Here is a 21,571-nt window from a genome sequence, read left to right on the forward strand (position 1 = left end):
CACTTTGCCAATAACGCCGTCCATAATCAGCCACGAGGTGCGCGATGAATGCGACTGCAGCCCAGACAAAATCTCTTGAGTGGCTTAATCGCCTGCGTGCGAATCCGAAAATTCCATTGATTGTTACCGGTTCCGCGGCAGTGGCGGTCATGGTCGCACTGATCCTGTGGGCGAAAACCCCCGACTACCGTACATTATTCAGCAATCTTTCCGATCAGGATGGTGGCGCAATTGTCAGCCAACTGACGCAAATGAATATTCCTTACCGCTTCAGCGAAGCCAGCGGCGCTATTGAGGTTCCGGCAGATAAAGTTCACGAACTGCGCCTGCGCCTGGCGCAACAAGGTTTGCCCAAAGGCGGCGCGGTCGGTTTCGAACTGCTCGATCAGGAAAAGTTTGGTATCAGCCAGTTCAGCGAACAGGTGAATTATCAGCGGGCGCTGGAAGGCGAGCTTTCTCGTACCATCGAAACTATAGGCCCGGTAAAAGGGGCGCGCGTACATCTGGCAATGCCGAAACCGTCTTTATTCGTCCGTGAACAAAAATCCCCTTCTGCATCGGTGACGGTAAATCTGTTACCCGGCCGCGCACTCGATAAAGGGCAAATTAGCGCTATTGTACATCTGGTTTCCAGCGCGGTTGCTGGTCTGCCGCCAGGAAACGTCACGCTGGTGGATCAGGGCGGGCATCTGTTAACCCAGTCCAATACCAGCGGGCGCGATCTTAATGACGCTCAGTTGAAATATGCCAGCGATGTCGAAGGCCGTATTCAGCGGCGTATTGAAGCGATCCTGTCGCCTATTGTTGGTAACGGTAATATTCACGCCCAGGTCACGGCGCAACTGGACTTCGCCAGTAAAGAACAAACGGAAGAACAGTATCGCCCTAACGGTGATGAATCTCATGCGGCGCTTCGTTCACGCCAGCTTAATGAGAGCGAGCAAAGCGGTTCCGGTTATCCGGGCGGCGTACCGGGGGCGTTGTCGAATCAACCGGCACCTGCGAATAACGCACCAATCAGCACGCCTCCGGCAAATCAAAATAACCGCCAGCAGCAGGCGAGCACCACCAGCAATAGTGGGCCGCGTAGCACACAGCGGAATGAAACCAGTAACTACGAAGTCGATCGCACCATTCGTCATACCAAAATGAACGTGGGCGATGTGCAACGTCTGTCAGTCGCGGTTGTGGTGAATTACAAAACCTTGCCAGACGGTAAACCATTGCCTCTCAGCAACGAACAGATGAAGCAAATTGAAGCTCTGACCCGCGAGGCGATGGGCTTTTCTGAAAAACGCGGTGATTCGCTCAATGTTGTTAACTCGCCGTTCAATAGCAGTGACGAAAGCGGCGGAGAACTGCCGTTCTGGCAACAGCAAGCGTTTATCGATCAGTTGCTGGCTGCCGGTCGCTGGTTGCTGGTACTGCTGGTGGCGTGGCTGCTGTGGCGGAAAGCGGTACGCCCGCAGTTAACACGTCGCGCCGAGGCGATGAAAGCTGTACAGCAACAGGCGCAGGCCCGTGAGGAAGTGGAAGATGCGGTGGAAGTCCGCCTGAGCAAAGACGAACAACTCCAACAACGACGCGCTAACCAACGTCTGGGGGCAGAAGTCATGAGCCAGCGTATCCGTGAAATATCTGATAACGATCCGCGCGTGGTGGCGCTGGTCATTCGCCAGTGGATAAATAACGATCATGAGTAACCTGACAGGCACCGATAAAAGCGTCATCCTGCTGATGACCATTGGCGAAGACCGGGCGGCAGAGGTGTTCAAGCACCTCTCCCAGCGCGAAGTGCAAACCCTGAGCGCTGCAATGGCGAACGTCACGCAGATCTCCAACAAGCAGCTAACCGATGTGCTGGCGGAGTTTGAGCAAGAAGCTGAACAGTTTGCCGCACTGAATATCAACGCCAACGATTATCTGCGTTCGGTATTGGTCAAAGCTCTGGGTGAGGAACGTGCCGCCAGCCTGCTGGAAGATATTCTCGAAACTCGCGATACCGCCAGCGGTATTGAAACGCTCAACTTTATGGAGCCGCAGAGTGCCGCCGATCTGATTCGCGATGAGCATCCGCAAATTATCGCCACCATTCTGGTGCATCTGAAGCGCGCCCAGGCCGCCGATATTCTGGCGTTGTTCGATGAACGTCTGCGCCACGACGTGATGTTGCGTATCGCCACCTTTGGCGGCGTGCAGCCAGCCGCGCTGGCGGAACTGACCGAAGTACTGAATGGCTTGCTCGACGGTCAGAATCTCAAGCGCAGCAAAATGGGCGGCGTGAGAACGGCAGCCGAAATTATCAACCTGATGAAAACTCAGCAGGAAGAAGCCGTTATTACCGCCGTGCGCGAATTCGACGGCGAGCTGGCGCAAAAAATTATCGACGAGATGTTCCTGTTCGAAAATCTGGTGGATGTCGACGATCGCAGCATTCAGCGTCTGTTGCAGGAAGTGGATTCCGAATCGCTGTTGATCGCGCTGAAAGGGGCCGAGCAGCCACTGCGCGAGAAATTCCTGCGCAATATGTCGCAGCGTGCCGCCGATATTCTGCGCGACGATCTCGCCAACCGTGGTCCGGTGCGTCTGTCGCAGGTGGAAAACGAACAGAAAGCGATTCTGCTGATTGTGCGCCGCCTTGCCGAAACTGGCGAGATGGTAATTGGCAGCGGCGAGGATACCTATGTCTGATAATCTGCCGTGGAAAACCTGGACGCCGGACGATCTCGCGCCACCACAGGCAGAGTTTGTGCCCATGGTCGAGCCGGAAGAAACCATCATTGAAGAGGCCGAACCCAGCCTTGAGCAGCAACTGGCGCAACTGCAAATGCAGGCCCATGAGCAAGGTTATCAGGCGGGGATTGCCGAAGGTCGCCAGCAAGGTCATGAGCAGGGCTATCAGGAAGGACTGGCCCGGGGGCTGGAGCAAGGTCTGGCAGAGGCGAAGTCTCAACAAGCGCCAATTCATGCCCGGATGCAGCAACTGGTCAGCGAATTTCAAACTACCCTTGATGCGCTTGATAGTGTGATTGCTTCGCGCCTGATGCAGATGGCGCTGGAGGCGGCACGTCAGGTGATCGGTCAGACGCCAACAGTGGATAACTCGGCACTGATCAAACAGATCCAACAGTTGTTGCAGCAAGAACCGTTATTCAGCGGTAAACCACAGCTGCGCGTGCACCCGGATGATCTGCAACGTGTGGATGATATGCTCGGCGCAACCTTAAGTTTGCATGGCTGGCGCTTGCGGGGCGATCCCACACTCCATCCTGGCGGCTGTAAAGTCTCCGCCGATGAAGGCGATCTCGACGCCAGTGTCGCCACTCGCTGGCAAGAACTCTGCCGTCTGGCAGCACCAGGAGTGGTGTAATGACCACGCGCCTGACTCGCTGGCTAACCACGCTGGATAACTTTGAAGCCAAAATGGCGCAGTTGCCTGCGGTACGTCGCTATGGGCGATTAACCCGCGCTACCGGGCTGGTGCTGGAAGCCACCGGATTACAATTGCCGCTCGGCGCAACCTGTGTCATTGAACGCCAGAACGGCAGCGAAACGCACGAAGTAGAAAGCGAAGTCGTTGGCTTTAACGGTCAACGGCTGTTTTTAATGCCGCTGGAGGAAGTGGAAGGTGTCCTGCCCGGCGCGCGGGTTTATGCCAAAAACATTTCGGCTGAAGGACTGCAAAGCGGCAAGCAGTTGCCGCTCGGTCCGGCGTTATTAGGTCGCGTTCTGGACGGCAGCGGTAAGCCGCTCGATGGCCTGCCCTCCCCCGATACGACGGAAACCGGTGCGCTGATTACCCCGCCATTTAACCCGTTGCAACGTACACCGATTGAACATGTGCTGGACACCGGCGTGCGCCCAATCAATGCCCTGCTTACCGTTGGGCGCGGGCAGCGTATGGGGCTGTTTGCCGGGTCCGGCGTTGGTAAAAGTGTGCTGCTGGGGATGATGGCACGTTACACCCGCGCCGATGTCATTGTCGTGGGTTTGATTGGTGAACGTGGGCGCGAAGTAAAAGATTTTATTGAGAATATCCTCGGTGCCGAAGGGCGTGCACGCTCCGTGGTGATTGCCGCTCCGGCGGATGTCTCTCCGCTTCTGCGAATGCAAGGTGCCGCCTATGCCACGCGCATTGCCGAAGATTTTCGCGATCGTGGTCAGCATGTGTTGCTGATTATGGACTCCCTCACCCGCTACGCGATGGCCCAGCGTGAAATTGCGCTGGCGATTGGCGAACCACCCGCCACCAAAGGTTATCCCCCGTCGGTGTTTGCCAAATTACCTGCACTGGTCGAGCGTGCCGGAAATGGCATTAGCGGCGGCGGATCGATTACCGCGTTTTATACCGTGCTCACCGAGGGCGATGACCAGCAGGACCCCATTGCCGACTCCGCGCGGGCAATCCTCGACGGTCACATTGTGCTGTCTCGCCGACTGGCGGAAGCCGGGCACTATCCGGCTATCGATATTGAAGCGTCGATCAGCCGCGCAATGACGGCGTTGATCAGCGAGCAACATTACGCGCGAGTGCGCACCTTCAAACAGCTGTTGTCGAGTTTTCAGCGTAACCGAGATCTGGTTAGCGTCGGCGCGTATGCCAAAGGCAGCGATCCGATGCTCGATAAAGCCATCGCCCTGTGGCCGCAGCTGGAGGGCTATTTGCAACAAGGCATTTTTGAACGCGCGGACTGGGAAGCGTCTCTCCAGGGGCTGGAGCGTATTTTCCCGACAGTGTCATAACCCAGGAGATAACGGCAGATGGCAGAACATGGTGCGCTGGCGACCCTGAAAGATCTGGCAGAAAAAGAGGTAGAGGATGCCGCGCGCCTGCTGGGTGAAATGCGTCGCGGATGTCAGCAGGCGGAAGAACAGCTCAAAATGCTGATCGATTATCAGAATGAATATCGCAATAACCTCAATAGCGATATGAGTGCCGGGATGACCAGCAACCGCTGGATCAACTATCAGCAGTTTATCCAGACGTTGGAAAAAGCCATTACTCAGCATCGCCAGCAACTTAATCAGTGGACGCAGAAAGTTGACATTGCCCTGAACAGCTGGCGAGAAAAGAAACAACGTTTGCAGGCCTGGCAGACACTGCAGGAACGGCAATCCACGGCGGCACTGCTTGCAGAAAACCGCCTCGATCAGAAAAAGATGGATGAGTTCGCCCAGCGCGCCGCCATGAGGAAACCTGAATGATTCGCTTAGCGCCCTTGATTACCGCCGACGTTGACACCACCACATTGCCTGGCGGCAAAGCCAGCGATGCTGCACAAGATTTTCTCGCGTTGTTGAGCGAAGCATTAGCAGGCGAGACAACTACCGACAAAGCGGCCCCCCAGTTGCTGGTGGCAACAGATAAGCCCACGACAAAAGGCGAGCCGCTGGTCAGCGAGATTCTTGCCGATGCGCAACAAGCGGATTTACTGATCCCTGTGGATGAAACACCGCCTGTCATCAACGACGAACAATCCACATCAACACCATTAACCACCGCTCAAACGATGACGTTGGCTGCGGTGGCTGGCAACAATACGGCAAAAGACGAAAAAGCGGATGATCTGAATGAAGACGTCACCGCAAGCCTGAGCGCCCTTTTTGCGATGTTGCCGGGTTTTGACAATACGCCCAAAGTGACTGATGTGCCGTCAACCGTGTTACCGGCAGAGAAACCAACGCTCTTCACAAAACTGACTTCTGCGCAACTCACAACAGCACAGCCTGATGATGCCCCCGGCACGCCAGCTCAGCCATTAACACCGCTGGTAGCAGAAGCCCAGAGTAAAGCGGAAGTCATCAGCACACCTTCACCGGTGACCGCTGCCGCCAGCCCGCTAATCACTCCACACCAGACACAGCCACTGCCCACCGTCGCCGCGCCTGTGTTGAGTGCACCGCTGGGTTCTCACGAATGGCAACAATCATTAAGCCAGCATATTTCGCTGTTCACCCGCCAGGGGCAACAAAGTGCAGAGTTGCGTCTGCACCCGCAGGATTTAGGTGAAGTGCAAATCTCCCTCAAAGTGGATGATAACCAGGCGCAAATCCAGATGGTTTCACCGCATCAACACGTACGCGCCGCCCTGGAAGCAGCGCTTCCGGTACTGCGAACGCAGCTGGCCGAAAGTGGCATTCAGTTAGGGCAAAGCAACATCAGTGGCGAAAGCTTTAGTGGTCAGCAGCAGGCCGCTTCCCAGCAACAGCAAAGCCAACGCACAGCAAACCATGAACCTCTGGCGGGGGAAGACGACGATACGCTTCCGGTTCCCGTCTCTTTACAAGTACGTGTAACAGGCAACAGCGGCGTTGATATTTTCGCCTAACGTCAGAGGTAGCACCGTAATCCGCGTCTTTTCCCCGCTTTGTTGCGCTCAAGACGCAGGATAATTAGCCGATAAGCAGTAGCGACACAGGAAGACCGCAACACATGACTGATTACGCGATAAGCAAGAAAAGCAAGCGATCGCTTTGGATCCCGATTCTGGTATTCATTACCCTCGCGGCCTGTGCCAGCGCAGGTTACAGCTACTGGCATTCGCATCAGGTTGCCGCTGACGACAAAGCGCAGCAACGCGTCGTGCCCTCCCCGGTCTTCTATGCGCTGGATACCTTTACGGTCAATCTGGGCGATGCAGATCGCGTACTTTATATCGGCATAACCCTGCGCCTGAAAGATGAAGCTACCCGCTCGCGGCTGAGTGAGTATTTGCCGGAAGTCCGTAGCCGTTTGCTGTTACTGTTTTCGCGTCAGGATGCTGCCGTACTGGCGACAGAAGAAGGCAAGAAAAACCTGATTGCCGAGATTAAAACCACGCTTTCCACCCCGCTTGTTGCCGGGCAACCGAAACAGGATGTCACCGACGTGCTGTATACCGCTTTTATTCTGCGATAACGACATGGGCGATAGTATTCTTTCTCAAGCTGAAATTGATGCGCTGTTGAATGGTGACAGCGAAGTCAAAGACGAACCGACAGCCAGTGTTAGCGGCGAAAGTGACATTCGTCCGTACGATCCGAATACCCAACGACGGGTTGTGCGCGAACGTTTGCAGGCGCTGGAAATCATTAATGAGCGCTTTGCCCGCCATTTTCGTATGGGGCTGTTCAACCTGCTGCGTCGTAGCCCGGATATAACCGTCGGGGCCATCCGCATTCAGCCGTACCATGAATTTGCCCGCAACCTGCCGGTGCCGACCAACCTGAACCTTATCCATCTGAAACCGCTGCGCGGCACAGGGCTGGTGGTGTTTTCACCGAGTCTGGTGTTTATCGCCGTGGATAACCTGTTTGGCGGCGATGGACGCTTCCCGACCAAAGTGGAAGGTCGCGAGTTTACCCATACCGAACAGCGCGTCATCAACCGCATGTTAAAGCTGGCGCTTGAAGGCTATAGCGACGCCTGGAAGGCGATTAATCCGCTGGAAGTTGAGTACGTGCGTTCGGAAATGCAGGTGAAATTTACCAATATCACCACCTCGCCGAACGACATTGTGGTTAACACGCCGTTCCATGTGGAGATTGGCAACCTGACCGGCGAATTTAATATCTGCCTGCCATTCAGCATGATCGAGCCGCTACGGGAATTGTTGGTTAACCCGCCGCTGGAAAACTCGCGTAATGAAGATCAGAACTGGCGCGATAACCTGGTGCGCCAGGTGCAGCATTCACAGCTGGAGTTGGTCGCCAACTTTGCCGATATCTCGCTACGCCTGTCGCAGATTTTAAAACTGAAACCCGGCGACGTCCTGCCGATAGAAAAACCCGACCGCATCATCGCCCATGTTGACGGCGTCCCGGTGCTGACCAGTCAGTACGGCACTCTCAACGGTCAGTATGCGTTACGGATAGAACATTTGATTAACCCGATTTTAAATTCTCTGAACGAGGAACAGCCCAAATGAGTGACATGAATAATCCGGCCGATGACAACAACGGCGCAATGGACGATCTGTGGGCTGAAGCGTTGAGCGAACAAAAATCAACCAGCAGCAAAAGCGCTGCCGACGCGGTGTTCCAGCAATTTGGCGGTGGTGATGTCAGCGGAACGTTGCAGGATATCGACCTGATTATGGATATTCCGGTCAAGCTGACCGTCGAACTGGGCCGTACGCGGATGACCATCAAAGAGCTGTTGCGTCTGACGCAAGGGTCCGTCGTGGCGCTGGACGGTCTGGCGGGCGAACCACTGGATATTCTGATCAACGGTTATTTAATCGCCCAGGGCGAAGTGGTGGTCGTTGCCGATAAATATGGCGTGCGGATCACCGATATCATTACTCCGTCTGAGCGAATGCGTCGCCTGAGCCGTTAGTGATGAATAACCACGCTACTGTGCAATCTTCCGCGCCGGTTTCTGCTGCGCCACTGCTGCAGGTGAGCGGCGCACTCATCACCATTATTGCCCTGATCCTCGCTGCTGCCTGGCTGATAAAACGGCTGGGATTTGCCCCTAAACGCACTGGCGTTAACGGTCTGAAAATTAGCGCCAGTGCTTCGCTGGGCGCGCGTGAACGGGTTGTGGTGGTCGATGTGGAAGATGCACGGCTGGTGCTCGGCGTTACCGCAGGGCAAATCAATCTGCTGCATAAACTTCCCCCTTCAGCACCAACAGAAGAGATACCGCAGACCGATTTTCAGTCGGTCATGAAAAATTTGCTTAAGCGTAGCGGGAGATCCTGATGCGTCGTTTATTGTCTGTCGCACCTGTCCTTCTCTGGCTGATTACGCCCCTCGCCTTCGCGCAACTGCCGGGTATCACCAGCCAGCCGCTGCCTGGCGGTGGACAAAGCTGGTCGCTCCCGGTGCAGACGCTGGTGTTCATCACCTCGTTGACGTTTATTCCGGCAATTTTACTGATGATGACCAGTTTCACCCGCATCATCATTGTTTTTGGTTTATTGCGTAACGCGCTGGGAACACCCTCCGCGCCACCTAACCAGGTATTGCTGGGGCTGGCACTGTTTTTGACCTTTTTTATTATGTCACCGGTGATCGACAAAATTTATGTCGATGCGTACCAGCCATTTAGCGAAGAGAAAATCTCAATGCAGGAGGCGCTGGAAAAAGGGGCGCAGCCGCTGCGTGAGTTTATGCTGCGTCAGACCCGCGAGGCGGATTTAGGGTTGTTTGCCAGACTGGCGAATACCGGCCCGTTGCAGGGACCTGAAGCCGTGCCGATGCGCATTTTGCTCCCGGCCTACGTGACCAGCGAGTTGAAAACCGCATTTCAGATAGGCTTCACGATTTTCATTCCTTTTTTGATTATCGACCTGGTGATTGCCAGCGTGTTGATGGCATTGGGGATGATGATGGTTCCCCCAGCCACCATTGCTCTGCCCTTTAAACTGATGCTGTTTGTACTGGTGGATGGTTGGCAATTGCTGGTCGGTTCGCTGGCGCAGAGCTTTTACAGCTAGAGAGGCAAAATGACACCTGAATCGGTCATGATGATGGGGACTGAAGCGATGAAAGTCGCGCTGGCACTGGCTGCCCCGCTGTTGCTGGTGGCGCTGGTCACGGGTCTTATCATCAGTATTTTGCAGGCCGCCACCCAGATTAACGAAATGACGCTGTCGTTTATTCCGAAAATCATCGCCGTATTTATCGCCATTATTATTGCCGGACCGTGGATGCTCAATCTGTTGCTGGATTACGTCCGCACCTTGTTCACTAACCTGCCGTATATCATCGGGTAGGCCGTACAATGATGCAGGTGACAAGCGATCAATGGCTTTCCTGGTTAAGCCTGTACTTCTGGCCGTTACTGCGCGTGCTGGCGCTCATTTCTACCGCACCAATTCTGAGCGAACGCAGCGTGCCGAAACGGGTAAAACTGGGGCTGGCAATGATGATCACGTTCGCCATTGCCCCATCATTACCTGCCAACGATGTTCCTGTTTTTTCGTTCTTTGCTCTGTGGCTGGCCGTGCAGCAGATCCTGATCGGCATTGCGCTTGGTTTTACCATGCAATTTGCCTTTGCCGCTGTGCGAACCGCTGGCGAAATTATCGGTCTGCAAATGGGGCTGTCATTTGCGACGTTTGTCGATCCGGCCAGCCATCTCAATATGCCCGTTTTAGCGCGTATCATGGATATGCTGGCGTTACTGCTGTTCCTGACATTTAACGGTCATTTATGGTTGATTTCACTGCTGGTCGATACCTTTCACACCCTGCCTATTGGTGGCGAACCGTTGAACAGCAATGCGTTTCTGGCACTCACCAAAGCAGGGAGTTTGATTTTCCTTAACGGGCTGATGCTGGCGTTACCGCTCATTACTCTGCTGCTGACCCTGAATCTGGCATTAGGTTTACTGAATCGTATGGCCCCGCAATTATCCATTTTTGTTATTGGATTTCCATTAACTCTGACTGTCGGTATCTCTTTAATGGCGGCATTAATGCCGTTAATTGCGCCTTTTTGCGAACATTTATTCAGTGAAATTTTTAATTTGCTGGCTGATATTATTAGTGAATTGCCATTAATATAATTCCGTAACGTTTATCATGTTATCCTAAGGATTATCCGAAAAATAATACCTACGAACATCTTCCAAGATACTCCTGCAGCGAAATATTTGTTTTAAGCTCACTCACATATCGCAACATTTACTTTACTTTAAGACAATTCCAGGCAAATTATACAACACTTTACGGGATAGTAAGTCCGCCTGAAAAATCGCGAGAGTGGCGCATTAGGTGACCCATGTTGTTCCGTTTAGTCATGATGAAATATTCAGGTAAGGGGAATTATCGTTACGCATTGAGTGAGGGTATGCCATGTCAACGATTATTATGGATTTATGTAGTTACACCCGACTAGGTTTAACCGGGTATCTGTTGAGTAGAGGGGTTAAAAAAAGAGAAATCAACGACATTGAAACCGTTGATGACCTTGCCATAGCTTGTGATTCACAGCGCCCTTCAGTGGTGTTTATTAATGAGGACTGTTTCATCCATGATGCTTCTAACAGTCAGCACATCAAGCACATCATTAATCAACATCCCAATACGTTATTTATCGTTTTTATGGCAATTGCCAATGTTCATTTTGATGAATATCTATTGGTCAGAAAAAATTTATTGATAAGTTCTAAATCGATTAAACCGGAATCTCTCGACGATATCCTTGGCGATATTCTGAAAAAAGAGACAACGATAACCTCGTTTTTAAATATGCCGACGTTATCATTGAGCCGAACCGAATCGAGTATGTTGCGAATGTGGATGGCAGGTCAGGGAACCATTCAAATCTCTGACCAAATGAATATCAAAGCCAAGACCGTTTCATCGCATAAAGGTAATATTAAACGTAAGATCAAAACGCATAATAAACAGGTTATCTACCATGTCGTCCGACTGACGGATAATGTGACTAATGGTATTTTTGTCAACATGCGCTAACACATTCTGACTGGTGGTTTCCCACCAGTCAGGCTGAATAAGATTACTCTGCTTTCTCCACAAAGATACCGTCCTGATGCCCTGCTTCATTAAAAAACCAGATGCCGAGCGGGTAGTCTTCCAGCGAAACCAGGTACATTGTGCCTTCACTAAACTCCTCAACTGCCAGTACCACGCCAGGACGACGCGGACCGCCATCCGTTTTGACTGTTACCCGATCATTCACCTTCATCGTTTTCCTCCTGTGCCTTTGTGCCAGTGTAGAACAATTTCGTTTTTCTGGCAGCGCCAGGCGCGCGCGAGTGCTGATTTTCTCGACGGTCTATACTTAAGTGATGCCAGGCGGACTTAACGACTGGCGGCAACAACAGAGTAACGGTTGCGAGGAAAGATGATGAAAACCGCAAAAGAGTACAGCGATACCGCAAAACGTGAGGTCAGCGTCGATGTCGATGCCCTGCTGGCGGCGATCAATGAAATTAGCGAAAGCGAAGTTCATCGCAGCCAGAACGATTCTGAACACGTTAGCGTCGATGGACGTGAATATCATACATGGCGTGAATTGGCGGATGCCTTCGAACTGGATATTCATGACTTCAGCGTCTCTGAGGTGAATCGTTGAATGCACAATAAAAAAATCCCGACCCTGAGGGGGTCGGGATGAAACTTGCTTAAGCAAGAAGCACTTAAAAAATTCGTTACACCAGGAAATCTGATGTGTTCATCACCTTATCCGCAATTTTTTTCGCTGACAAGAAAATATTCGCTATATGAATGATTAACGCTACTTATGAATAGAAATGTGACGCACGTCACCCCTTGGTGGCTCTGGCGTCAGCGGGATCGCTCCCGAACAAAATCATCTTTGATAATTTGTGCTGTTTTGAGAATCATCCTGGTAAGGGGAGTACTGCGCGACTATGTTTTCAATTCAACAACCACTACTGGTTTTTAGCGATCTTGATGGCACCCTGCTGGACAGTCATAGTTATGACTGGCAACCGGCAGCCCCCTGGCTCACCCGTTTACGCGAAGCAAATGTTCCCGTCATTCTCTGTAGCAGTAAAACATCAGCGGAAATGCTGTACTTGCAAAAAACGTTGGGGCTACAAGGTTTACCGCTGATTGCCGAAAATGGCGCAGTGATCCAGCTTGCTGAGCAATGGCAGGAGATAGACGGTTTTCCACGCATCATCTCAGGTATTAGCCATGGCGAAATCAGCCAGGTTTTAAATACGCTACGCGAGAAAGAACATTTTAAATTCACGACTTTTGATGATGTCGACGATGCAACTATCGCCGAATGGACGGGATTAAGCCGTAGCCAGGCGGCGCTGACGCAGCTTCATGAGGCGTCGGTAACGCTAATCTGGCGCGACAGTGACGAGCGTATGGCACAATTTACCGCTCGTCTGAACGAACTGGGCTTACAGTTTATGCAAGGTGCGCGCTTCTGGCACGTCCTGGATGCCTCTGCCGGAAAAGATCAGGCTGCCAACTGGATTATCGCGACCTATCAACAATTGTCAGGCAAACGCCCAACCACACTTGGCCTGGGCGATGGGCCAAACGATGCGCCCTTACTGGAGGTAATGGATTACGCGGTGATTGTGAAAGGGCTAAACCGTGAAGGGGTGCATCTGCATGATGAGGATCCGGCCCGCGTCTGGCGAACGCAGCGTGAAGGACCGGAAGGATGGCGTGAAGGGCTGGACCATTTTTTCTCCGCCCGTTAAGCGTTATCGCTCGCGAATACCCGATTACGCCCAGCCTGTTTAGCGAGATAAAGCCGACGGTCGGCCAGTGACTGGAATTGTTCAAAATCATAATCACCGGTTTCCTCGCTGCTACTTACCCCCAACGAGGCACTGATGCGTATCGTCGTACTCTTAGCAATCAACATCTCTTTTTCATTTAACTTCAGGCGAATACGTTCTGCGACTTCCGCAGCCTCCGTCAGACTCGCGCCTGGCAGAATCACACAAAACTCCTCACCACCGACCCGCCCGGCAACGTCCTGCGCACGCAAGGAACTGCTAATTAATCCGGCAGCATGAGAAAGAACACGGTCGCCCGCCTGATGACCAAAGCGGTCATTAATCGCTTTAAAATGGTCAAGATCGACCTGAATGACAGAAAAAGGATGTTGGTGCGTCTGACACAATTTAGCGAGCGGACGGGCTTTTTCGAACAGTGCGCCACGATTATATAAACGGGTTAAGGTGTCGTGCCACGCCTGCCACTGCAACGAACTTTGCAGAACATACATGTTGCTGACCATCCGGCGAATCACATACCAGGAGATGAGTAACATGGTGGTAAAGAGCGCCCACAGCAGGGTTAATGCAATGCTGATACTGCCGAAATCGCCGCGCACGCCTTCGCTTAACGTATGGACGCGCACCAGCACACCGTCGAAATGGTCCAGACGTTCCCAGCTAACATAGCGACTGTCCATACGAATGCCGCCCCGCGTGTCATGTTCCATTGCCTACGCCAGCAAGGCCAGTTCACGAGGATCAAAAATATTCCCTGTTGGATGGTCAGGATTGGAAGAGGTCAAAAATCTCAGCTTACTGTCATAGAGCTGATACTCACCATCGAGGTTTTTATCGATGGCGTTTCTTAAAAATTGCTGCATAGTACGCACGGGAATACTCATCCCCAGCACGCCATACCAGTAGTTATTACTGTCTACCGGAACACTGACGGTAACCTGCGGTTCAGTATTGCTGGCGTGTTCCGGTTGCGAAGTGAACCAGCGTACCGCGCGGTGACGATTTTCTCGTTGTGAATGGCCAATAAACCAGGGTTGGGTGACATAGCCGTAATAACGCGTTGGAACATTGCGCGTAAACAAGGTCGGCTGCGTCGAAACGTAAAATCCGGCACGCGAGACATACATCGCCTGTTCTACCATCGACGAGGAGTTGTGTGCCAGTCGCAGCAAGTAACCAACTTCCAGTGCAGCGGTAATTTCATTGTCGAGGCTTTCATTTTCGCGAGACAGGAGATTCCCCTCGCTGACTAATGCATCCGACACGCCATTGACTGGCAGGGTGCGTCGTCGGTTGAGTTCGATTTGCCAGGCGTGCTCGTCGCGATGCTGTTCGAACTCGGTTACAGCATCACGCAGAGAGGTGAAATCCAGTGGCGCTACGAGAGCTTCGCACATGCCATTACGCAAAAAGATCAGTTTGTCGACGTTATACTGCAAATGCTTATCGAGCGCGTTGGCTACGTTTTCCAGATGATTACGCTGGCTGGAGATATAGGCATCTTCCAGCACTACCACTTCACGCCAGGTCAGCAAGGTGGAAAAAAGCAATACCACGATAAAGCAGAGATTAACGATATGACCAAGCCCCAGGCGGCGTGCGAGTTTTTTCAACCAGCTCTGGTTTTCCATTTTTGTCTCGTGCTGCACCCTGACGACTCCCCACCTGCTTTTTTATGATTCTGGCATAACCTGGCGATAGCGTACCGCAAAACAGCGATAATTTTATAATGGTGGCATGATAAGACGCGACTATCATTCATTGCAGGCATTGGCACACCAGGCCGGAAGTGATCCGGCCTGGTGTTAATGATACCCTTTCAAACTTCTTCCGCAGAACGACTCCCCTCCCCCGGAACAAGCTCGGTTTCATGAAAAGCTTCCCGCTTGACCCCGTAACCGTCATACCAACGACACTCAACCATACCGCTGGAGTATCCAGTGACAATCATCCGCGGGCCGCCCTCTTTAACCGTAACTTCCTCACTAACCATAAAGCTCATACTCGCCTCCTTTTTTCGAGTGAAACTTGTTCACCTTAGTTGAAGATGGCGAATTTTGCATAATAGCCTGTGCGAGTATTAATGTGCCTGACCGCGCATTTTCGCTACGGCTTTCACTCCCAGCACCACGATGCCGCCGATGATAAATCCAAGAATCAGATTTAAAACAGTCGGTAATATCATCGCCACCACTGCACTTTGCTGCCCGGCGAAATGTTCAATGGCGTGATGCAGCGGCGCAATACCATGTACCACAATACCGCCGCCGACGAGGAACATCGCCAGCGTGCCGACAATCGATAACGCCTTCATCAACCAGGGCGCAATGATCAATAACCCTTTACCTAATGCCTGCATCAGCGCGCTGGATTTTTCCGCCAGCCAATACCCCAGGTCATCAATCTTAACGATAACCCCTACCAGACCGTAGACGCCCACGGTCACTACCAGCGCGATGCCTGAAAGCACCAGCACCTGATTAAGCAACGGCGCTTCGGCCACAATCCCCAGCGTGATGGCGACGATTTCGGCAGACAATATAAAATCGGTACGAATCGCCCCTTTTATTTTGTCCTTTTCAAACTTCAGCGGATCCTGCGCCGCCAGCTTCTCCAGACGCTGCTGGCTCTGCGCCGGATCTTCTTTATGTTTACGCGCCTCCAGCATATGCAGCACTTTCTCTACTCCTTCAAAGCAGAGAAACGCGCCACCAATCATCAACAGAGGCGTAATCGCCCACGGGATAAACGCACTGATGATCAGCGCCAGCGGCACCAGAATCACTTTATTAATCAGCGATCCTTTCGCCACGCCCCAGACCACGGGAAGTTCCCGGTTGGCCCGCACGCCTGAAACTTGTTGCGCATTGAGCGATAAGTCATCCCCTAATACACCGGCGGTTTTCTTCGCCGCCAGTTTGCCCATCACGGAGATATCGTCCAGTAGTGTGGCGATATCATCGAGCAACGTCAGTAAACTACTCCCGGCCAAAAGCATTCCCTCTCATTTTTATTGTTGAAGGTTGTAAGTATGAAGCAAAAACGGCAGCTCTGATACTTGCTTCACAGGTCAACATTTTTTTAACAATCAAGTGCAATTATATCTCTCGCCAGCAGAATGATTTTCACGTTTACTATGAACCACCTTTTTATTTCCACCGTGAGGGATTATGCGTTTCCGCCAGTTGTTACCGCTTTTTGGCGCGCTGTTTGCGTTGTATATCATTTGGGGCTCAACCTATTTTGTCATTCGGATTGGCGTGGAAAGCTGGCCTCCGTTAATGATGGCGGGCGTTCGATTCCTGGCAGCCGGTATTTTATTGCTGGCATTTTTGCTACTGCGCGGACACAAACTCCCCCCGCTACGTCCGCTGCTCAATGCCGCGGTGATTGGCCTGTTATTGCTGGCTGTCGGTAATGGCATGGTGACGGTTGCCGAGCATCAAAATGTTCCTTCCGGCATCGCCGCCGTTGTGGTTGCAACCGTGCCCCTCTTTACCCTGTGCTTCAGCCGCCTGTTTGGCATTAAAACGCGCAAACTGGAATGGGTGGGTATCGCCATTGGGCTTGCCGGAATCATCATGCTCAATAGCGGTGGAAATTTAAGCGGCAATCCGTGGGGCGCGATTCTGATTTTAATCGGCTCGATTAGCTGGGCGTTTGGCTCGGTTTATGGCTCGCGCATTACCTTACCTGTAGGGATGATGGCGGGTGCGATTGAGATGCTGGCGGCAGGCGTGGTGTTAATGATCGCGTCGATGATTGCAGGTGAAAAACTGACGGCACTCCCTTCCCTTTCAGGCTTCCTTGCGGTCGGCTATCTGGCGCTGTTTGGTTCGATTATCGCCATTAACGCTTATATGTATTTAATCCGCAACGTCAGTCCGGCTCTCGCCACCAGCTACGCCTACGTTAACCCGGTGGTCGCGGTCTTGCTGGGTACGGGACTGGGCGGAGAAACGCTGTCGAAGATTGAATGGCTGGCGCTCGGCGTAATTGTCTTCGCGGTGGTACTGGTCACGTTGGGAAAATATCTCTTTCCGGCAAAACCCGTAGTTGCGCCAGTTATTCAGGACGCATCAAGCGAGTAAATGAATCCCCTGCGTGTCGATCTGCGCGCTGGCACCTTCGCCGCAGATCCACTCTTCCAGACGCTCGATAAGCGCTTCATCCGTCAGCTTCTCGCGCCCACGTAACGCACACTCCCAGACAATCAGTACGCGCCAGCCGAGCTCCTGCAAGCGACTGATATCGCGGCGATCGCGCTCAACATTTTTACCTATCTTCTCCAGCCAGAACTCAGTTCGAGTCGCAGGCACTTTAAACAGATAGCAGTGATGATGGTGCCAGAAGCAGCCGTGGGTAAATATCACGCAACGATATTCATCAACGACAAAATCCGGACGTCCGGGCAGACTGGCGTCCTGAACGCGAAATGCCAGGCCCTGCCCGGTTAACAGACTGGCGAGGCGCTTCTCTATCGCCGTATCACGCGTGGCAATCGCGCGCATATTTTTGCTGCGAGTGGCCTTATCGTGAACGTCGGCCATGTTGTGCCTCTTGCTGACGCAACGCCACCGCCTGTTTGATTTTTGGCTCAAGCAGTTTTGCCACCGCGGCAAAGACCGGCACGACCACCGAGTTACCGAACTGGCGATAGGCCTGAGTGTCCGAAACCGGAATGCGGAATTTCGCTTCTCCCGGCGCTTCAAAACCCATTAAGCGCGCGCATTCCCGAGGCGTTAACCGACGTGGACGATGTTGCTGATTCAGCGGATCGTCAAAGTCTTTTTCACCCGTGGCCATATCCCATCCGCGATCGATTAAAATTTCCGCGCCATCTTTGTAATAACGCGCAGACAGCGTACGGGTGACGCTTTGCGGATTGTTCGGATAAACCATTCCATAACCGAAGCCGTTACCGCGCGCCTGATGTTTTTTCGCATATCGATAGAGGTACTTCCACAGTACCGGCGTCAGGATATATTTCGCCTCGACCATCGGATCCAGCAGCTGCGCCAGCGTCACTCGCTGCGCAGGGAAACATCCGCTGATATCACGCAGAGTAAAATCGGCTTTCAGATTAAGATCGCGACGAAAACCCACCAGCACGATGCGTTCACGGTGCTGCGGCAGAAAATGTTTACCATCGATGATTTTCGGATCGTCCGGCCCGTTATCTTCTGCATCAGCCACGTCATAGCCCAGTTCGTCCAGCGTCTGCATGATGATGCGGAACGTTTTACCCTGGTCGTGGCTTTTCAGGTTTTTGACGTTTTCGAGCACAAACATCGCCGGACGACGCGCGTCGATAATGCGCACCACATCAAAGAACAGCGTGCCCTGAGTATCGCAGGCAAAACCGTGCGCCCGCCCGAGCGAGTTCTTTTTCGATACGCCAGCCAGCGAAAATGGCTGACAAGGGAAACCGGCCAGTAAAACATCGTGTTCAGGAATGTGTTGACGAATATGTTCCGCCGCCGCCTCATCACTCACACCTTCTTTATGGCTGAGGGTTATGTCGCGGATATCTTCATTAAAATGATGCGTCGCCGGGTCGCAATAATGGTTGGCTTTATAAGTGCGTACCGCATGTTTGTTCCATTCGCTGGTAAACACGCATTGTCCGCCAATCGATTCAAAACCGCGACGGATACCGCCAATTCCGGCAAATAGATCGATAAAGCGAAACGCATAATGCGGATGATGTGCCGGTGGTTTGGGTAACAACGTTTGCAGATGGGCGAACTCTTTCTCACTTAAACGGTGCCATGCCGAGTCATTCGCCAGCGCACGTTTTAAAATTGCCGCGCTCCAGTGATTCTCACCCACACCATTAAGCTGCGCCACCAGCGTTTTAACATCATAAATTTGCAGCAGTTTCTCCAGCATTGCCTGTGCGGCATTCCCGGTGCTGTATGAATCGGTTACTGATATATTTTCCTGCATAGATTTAACCGGCCATCTGAGATGGCCGACAGGTTAACATAATTACAGCCATTTAGGGCCACGCGCTCAGCCCGCAGGTGAAAACGCATCTATCACCTTGTGATCGACACCTTCATTCTCCCCCGCCAGTTCGGCACTGAGCTTCGCCATAAACTCGACTAAAAATTGCGCGTTGTGCTGCGCCAGCTGCTTGCCTCTTACGGTTTGCATGGTTTGCGGTAGCTTCAGCAACTTAGTCTGGAAATGATCCAGCGCGTAGCGTTTATCATCAAGCGGGCGATACTGTGCGAACGGATCTTCGCCATCAAACAGCGCCACGCCCAATGCCCCTGAAACGGCAAACACGCGCGCCAGGCCAATCGCCCCCAGGGCTTCCAGCCGATCCGCATCCTGGACGATTTTAGCTTCCGTTGTTAAGGGGGCGATTTGCGCGCTGAAACTGTGAGCGGCAATGGCATGACAAACGGCCTCGATTTTCTCCGCCGGAAATTGCTCGAACTCTTCACGGAGCAGGCGACGCGTCTCTTCTGCCGCCAGGATTGAAGAACGCTGCCGTTGCGGATGATTTTTCGCCAGGCTCACAATATCGTGGAAATAACAGGCGGTTAAAATCACCAGCATATCGACGTCATCATCTGCCGCCAGCTTCTGTGCCGTAGCCCAGACGCGGCGAAAATGATACACGTCATGGGCCGCGTCCTGGTGCTGATGATGGTTTTTCAACCAGTTTTCGAACTGTGTCTGCCAGTGTTGTAAGTCCATACGCGCTCCGTTGCCAAAGAGTCGCCACCTTAGCAGTTTTTATTCATAGCGTCTGCTACGTGCGGGACGAGGTCGGGTGTACCAGGCAATGCTGCCTAACAATGCCCCGACCAGAGCCATAAATAAAAATCCGACCAGTGCCCCTAACCACTTTCCCGCGGTAGAGCCTAAATCGCTTTCAAATCCCGACACGGGGGCATCGGGGATCCGGCTCATCACCCAGATGTAACGCGCCATTGCCCAGACGAAATAGCCACACCATGTATAGAAAGCTCACAAAGCCAGTTTGCCACCAGGGCTGCGAGAGAGCCTCTCTTCCATCTTTGTCGAACCGTATTCCATTTTGAGATAACCCGGAAAATTCAGACTTAGTACTATTATGTGATAAAAGTCACATTTTTCCACATTGAATGAGCCAGTCAAGACTCAATCATTTTTTGAAAAAATAGATAAATTTTGCGCAACGGCAGTGAATACAGGAAAAATCGTTTTGAGCGATTTTATTTATCTTTGATATCGGCTTTATTAATTCATTTAATCAATATATTAGCACTGAATACAATTATACCTTTTTATTTTTCTGTGTCATGATGCCTCCGTTATTAGCCTTTTATCGTCTTGTTTATATTTTTTGGGCCGGCATGATGCCGGCTTTTTTATGCCTTCATTAATGTGCGCGTGATCACACCAGCCGTTTAGCGCATCAATCATTGATACCCCCTATCTTTCCGCTAAACTCATAATATATTGATATGAATTGATAATTTTCATGAATACTTATGTTTAGAATTCATAATTCTGAATTATATTAAATAGATTAGAAACATTTTGAAATCTTTTAAATATATTTGTTGCATGTAATCTTTAAAATAAAATGAACTTCATAGAATAGTATCCAAATGTGCTTTTTTTGGATAACGGCACTTATTGATATATTCATGAAGATTATAATCACAAGGGAATACATAATGAAAAGAAAAGTTCTGGCAATGCTGGTCCCGGCGTTATTAGTTGCTGGCGCAGCAAATGCGGCTGAAATTTATAATAAAGATGGCAATAAACTGGATCTGTACGGCAAGATGGTTGGTGAGCGCATTCTGACCGACCGTGAAAATGGTGAAAAAGGCGATAATTCTCAAGATACCTCTTATGCCCGTGTAGGCGTGAAAGGTGAAACTCAGATCAACCCTGAATTGACTGGTTACGGTCAGTTTGAACTAGACCTGGAAGCATCAAACAGACACAACCCTGACCAAACTCGTTTGGCTTATGCTGGTTTGAGTTACAAAGATTTTGGTTCATTCGACTATGGTCGTAATGTCGGTGTCGCGTATGATGCAGAAGCATTTACTGATATGTTTGTTGAGTGGGGCGGTGATTCATGGGCTGGTACTGACCTGTTCATGACCAACCGTACCAACGGTGTTGCAACCTATCGTAACACAGATTTCTTTGGCATGGTTGAAGGTCTAAATTTTGCTCTGCAATATCAGGGTAAAAATGAAGGTACAGGCAACTACAAAGCAAATGGCGATGGCCATGGTTTATCTGTAACTTACACTATTGAACCGCCCCGGGAATCCTGGAGACTAAACTCCCTGAGAAAGAGGTAAACAGGATGACTAAAAATACTCGTTTTTCCCCCGAAGTCCGTCAGAGGGCGATTCGTATGGT

23 protein-coding genes and 3 pseudogenes are annotated in these 21,571 nt (G+C 51.7%); 18 read left to right on the forward strand and 8 right to left on the reverse strand.

All coding sequences use genetic code 11. The features are described 5' to 3' along the window. The first annotated feature begins 44 nt into the window (after positions 1–44). The 14 genes from fliF to rcsA all read left to right on the forward strand — a co-directional run bounded on the left by fliF (position 45) and on the right by rcsA (position 11,408). Entirely contained in the window at positions 45–1,703 is a 1,659-nt protein-coding gene (gene fliF / locus ACJHWT_RS14500; protein ID WP_000994475.1) for a flagellar basal-body MS-ring/collar protein FliF, read from the forward strand. After that, positions 1,696–2,691: a flagellar motor switch protein FliG gene (fliG, locus tag ACJHWT_RS14505; protein ID WP_000067950.1), complete on the forward strand. Its 996-nt coding sequence runs from the start codon at positions 1,696–1,698 to the stop codon at positions 2,689–2,691. The genes fliF and fliG overlap by 8 nt, the downstream gene beginning before the upstream one ends. Beyond that, entirely contained in the window at positions 2,684–3,370 is a 687-nt protein-coding gene (gene fliH, locus ACJHWT_RS14510; protein ID WP_001282706.1) for a flagellar assembly protein FliH, read from the forward strand. The genes fliG and fliH overlap by 8 nt, the downstream gene beginning before the upstream one ends. Continuing rightward, positions 3,370–4,743 (forward strand): flagellar protein export ATPase FliI, encoded by a 1,374-nt coding sequence (gene fliI, locus ACJHWT_RS14515; protein ID WP_000213294.1) that lies wholly within the window; start codon positions 3,370–3,372, stop codon positions 4,741–4,743. Before fliH ends, fliI begins: the two co-directional genes overlap by 1 nt. Before the next feature lie 18 nt (positions 4,744–4,761). Then, positions 4,762–5,205: a flagellar export protein FliJ gene (gene fliJ / locus ACJHWT_RS14520; RefSeq protein WP_000807584.1), complete on the forward strand. Its 444-nt coding sequence runs from the start codon at positions 4,762–4,764 to the stop codon at positions 5,203–5,205. Beyond that, a complete protein-coding gene (locus tag ACJHWT_RS14525) occupies positions 5,202–6,329 on the forward strand; it encodes a flagellar hook-length control protein FliK (protein WP_000620097.1) in 1,128 nt (375 codons plus the stop codon). Before fliJ ends, ACJHWT_RS14525 begins: the two co-directional genes overlap by 4 nt. Before the next feature lie 104 nt (positions 6,330–6,433). Beyond that, positions 6,434–6,898 (forward strand): flagellar basal body-associated protein FliL, encoded by a 465-nt coding sequence (gene fliL, locus ACJHWT_RS14530; RefSeq protein WP_000133106.1) that lies wholly within the window; start codon positions 6,434–6,436, stop codon positions 6,896–6,898. 4 nt (positions 6,899–6,902) lie between these two features. Next, complete coding sequence (gene fliM / locus ACJHWT_RS14535; RefSeq protein ID WP_001295641.1) at positions 6,903–7,907, forward strand: flagellar motor switch protein FliM; 1,005 nt, start codon at positions 6,903–6,905, stop codon at positions 7,905–7,907. Next, positions 7,904–8,317, forward strand: coding sequence for a flagellar motor switch protein FliN (gene fliN / locus ACJHWT_RS14540; protein WP_001282098.1), 414 nt, complete (start codon positions 7,904–7,906; stop codon positions 8,315–8,317). The genes fliM and fliN overlap by 4 nt, the downstream gene beginning before the upstream one ends. A 2-nt stretch (positions 8,318–8,319) precedes the next feature. Further along, entirely contained in the window at positions 8,320–8,685 is a 366-nt protein-coding gene (gene fliO / locus ACJHWT_RS14545) for a flagellar biosynthetic protein FliO (protein WP_001059114.1), read from the forward strand. Then, positions 8,685–9,422 (forward strand): flagellar type III secretion system pore protein FliP, encoded by a 738-nt coding sequence (fliP, locus tag ACJHWT_RS14550; RefSeq protein WP_001253441.1) that lies wholly within the window; start codon positions 8,685–8,687, stop codon positions 9,420–9,422. The genes fliO and fliP overlap by 1 nt, the downstream gene beginning before the upstream one ends. 9 nt (positions 9,423–9,431) lie before the next feature. After that, positions 9,432–9,701, forward strand: a complete 270-nt coding sequence (fliQ, locus tag ACJHWT_RS14555) for a flagellar biosynthesis protein FliQ (RefSeq protein ID WP_000187358.1) — start codon at positions 9,432–9,434, stop codon at positions 9,699–9,701. A gap of 8 nt (positions 9,702–9,709) precedes the next feature. Next, positions 9,710–10,495 carry a flagellar biosynthetic protein FliR gene (gene fliR, locus ACJHWT_RS14560; protein WP_000983976.1) on the forward strand — a complete coding sequence of 262 codons (786 nt, stop codon included), beginning with the start codon at positions 9,710–9,712 and terminating at the stop codon, positions 10,493–10,495. A gap of 289 nt (positions 10,496–10,784) precedes the next feature. After that, on the forward strand, positions 10,785–11,408 hold the full coding sequence (gene rcsA / locus ACJHWT_RS14565) for a transcriptional regulator RcsA (protein ID WP_000103987.1): 624 nt from the start codon (positions 10,785–10,787) through the stop codon (positions 11,406–11,408). Positions 11,409–11,451: 43 nt separating this feature from the next. On the opposite strand, the gene dsrB is transcribed toward rcsA, so the two are convergent. Further along, complete coding sequence (gene dsrB, locus ACJHWT_RS14570; protein WP_000867217.1) at positions 11,452–11,640, reverse strand: protein DsrB; 189 nt, start codon at positions 11,638–11,640, stop codon at positions 11,452–11,454. 162 nt (positions 11,641–11,802) lie between these two features. Here dsrB and yodD point away from each other — a divergent pair, with 162 nt between their 5' ends. Both yodD and ACJHWT_RS14580 read left to right on the forward strand, forming a co-directional pair. Next, a complete protein-coding gene (gene yodD, locus ACJHWT_RS14575) occupies positions 11,803–12,030 on the forward strand; it encodes a peroxide/acid resistance protein YodD (protein ID WP_000844800.1) in 228 nt (75 codons plus the stop codon). A gap of 298 nt (positions 12,031–12,328) precedes the next feature. Then, the gene (locus ACJHWT_RS14580) at positions 12,329–13,144 is read left to right on the forward strand and encodes a mannosyl-3-phosphoglycerate phosphatase-related protein (protein WP_000491522.1); all 816 of its coding nucleotides are present in this window, start codon (positions 12,329–12,331) and stop codon (positions 13,142–13,144) included. Here the strand turns inward: ACJHWT_RS14580 and dgcQ are convergent. The 3 genes and pseudogenes from dgcQ to ACJHWT_RS14595 all read right to left on the reverse strand — a co-directional run bounded on the left by dgcQ (position 13,141) and on the right by ACJHWT_RS14595 (position 16,184). Beyond that, a pseudogene (dgcQ, locus tag ACJHWT_RS14585) lies at positions 13,141–14,835 on the reverse strand (cellulose biosynthesis regulator diguanylate cyclase DgcQ). The gene ACJHWT_RS14580 and the pseudogene dgcQ sit on opposite strands and share 4 nt — an antisense overlap. A 170-nt stretch (positions 14,836–15,005) precedes the next feature. Then, the gene (locus ACJHWT_RS14590) at positions 15,006–15,188 is read right to left on the reverse strand and encodes a YodC family protein (RefSeq protein ID WP_000009307.1); all 183 of its coding nucleotides are present in this window, start codon (positions 15,186–15,188) and stop codon (positions 15,006–15,008) included. A 78-nt stretch (positions 15,189–15,266) separates the two neighbouring features. Then, positions 15,267–16,184: a DUF808 domain-containing protein gene (locus tag ACJHWT_RS14595; protein WP_000922683.1), complete on the reverse strand. Its 918-nt coding sequence runs from the start codon at positions 16,182–16,184 to the stop codon at positions 15,267–15,269. Between the two features lie 172 nt (positions 16,185–16,356). On the opposite strand from ACJHWT_RS14595, the gene yedA reads away from it, so the two are divergent. Further along, positions 16,357–17,277, forward strand: a complete 921-nt coding sequence (yedA, locus tag ACJHWT_RS14600; RefSeq protein WP_001212238.1) for a drug/metabolite exporter YedA — start codon at positions 16,357–16,359, stop codon at positions 17,275–17,277. On the opposite strand, the gene vsr is transcribed toward yedA, so the two are convergent. The 4 genes and pseudogenes from vsr to drpB all read right to left on the reverse strand — a co-directional run bounded on the left by vsr (position 17,266) and on the right by drpB (position 20,218). After that, a complete protein-coding gene (gene vsr, locus ACJHWT_RS14605; RefSeq protein WP_000786003.1) occupies positions 17,266–17,736 on the reverse strand; it encodes a VSPR family DNA mismatch endonuclease in 471 nt (156 codons plus the stop codon). The genes yedA and vsr overlap by 12 nt on opposite strands. Next, positions 17,717–19,135, reverse strand: coding sequence for a DNA-cytosine methyltransferase (gene dcm, locus ACJHWT_RS14610; RefSeq protein ID WP_001157247.1), 1,419 nt, complete (start codon positions 19,133–19,135; stop codon positions 17,717–17,719). Before dcm ends, vsr begins: the two co-directional genes overlap by 20 nt. A gap of 66 nt (positions 19,136–19,201) precedes the next feature. Next, a complete protein-coding gene (locus ACJHWT_RS14615) occupies positions 19,202–19,897 on the reverse strand; it encodes a phosphohydrolase (RefSeq protein ID WP_000365598.1) in 696 nt (231 codons plus the stop codon). Between the two features lie 39 nt (positions 19,898–19,936). Then, a pseudogene (gene drpB / locus ACJHWT_RS14620) lies at positions 19,937–20,218 on the reverse strand (cell division protein DrpB). Positions 20,219–20,865: 647 nt separating this feature from the next. On the opposite strand from drpB, the pseudogene ACJHWT_RS14625 reads away from it, so the two are divergent. Next, positions 20,866–21,465: pseudogene (locus tag ACJHWT_RS14625) on the forward strand (porin); the annotation flags it as partial. Positions 21,466–21,571: the final 106 nt, after the last annotated feature.

This window comes from Escherichia sp. WS338, from assembly GCF_046486405.1.
Lineage (GTDB): Bacteria > Pseudomonadota > Gammaproteobacteria > Enterobacterales > Enterobacteriaceae > Escherichia > Escherichia coli.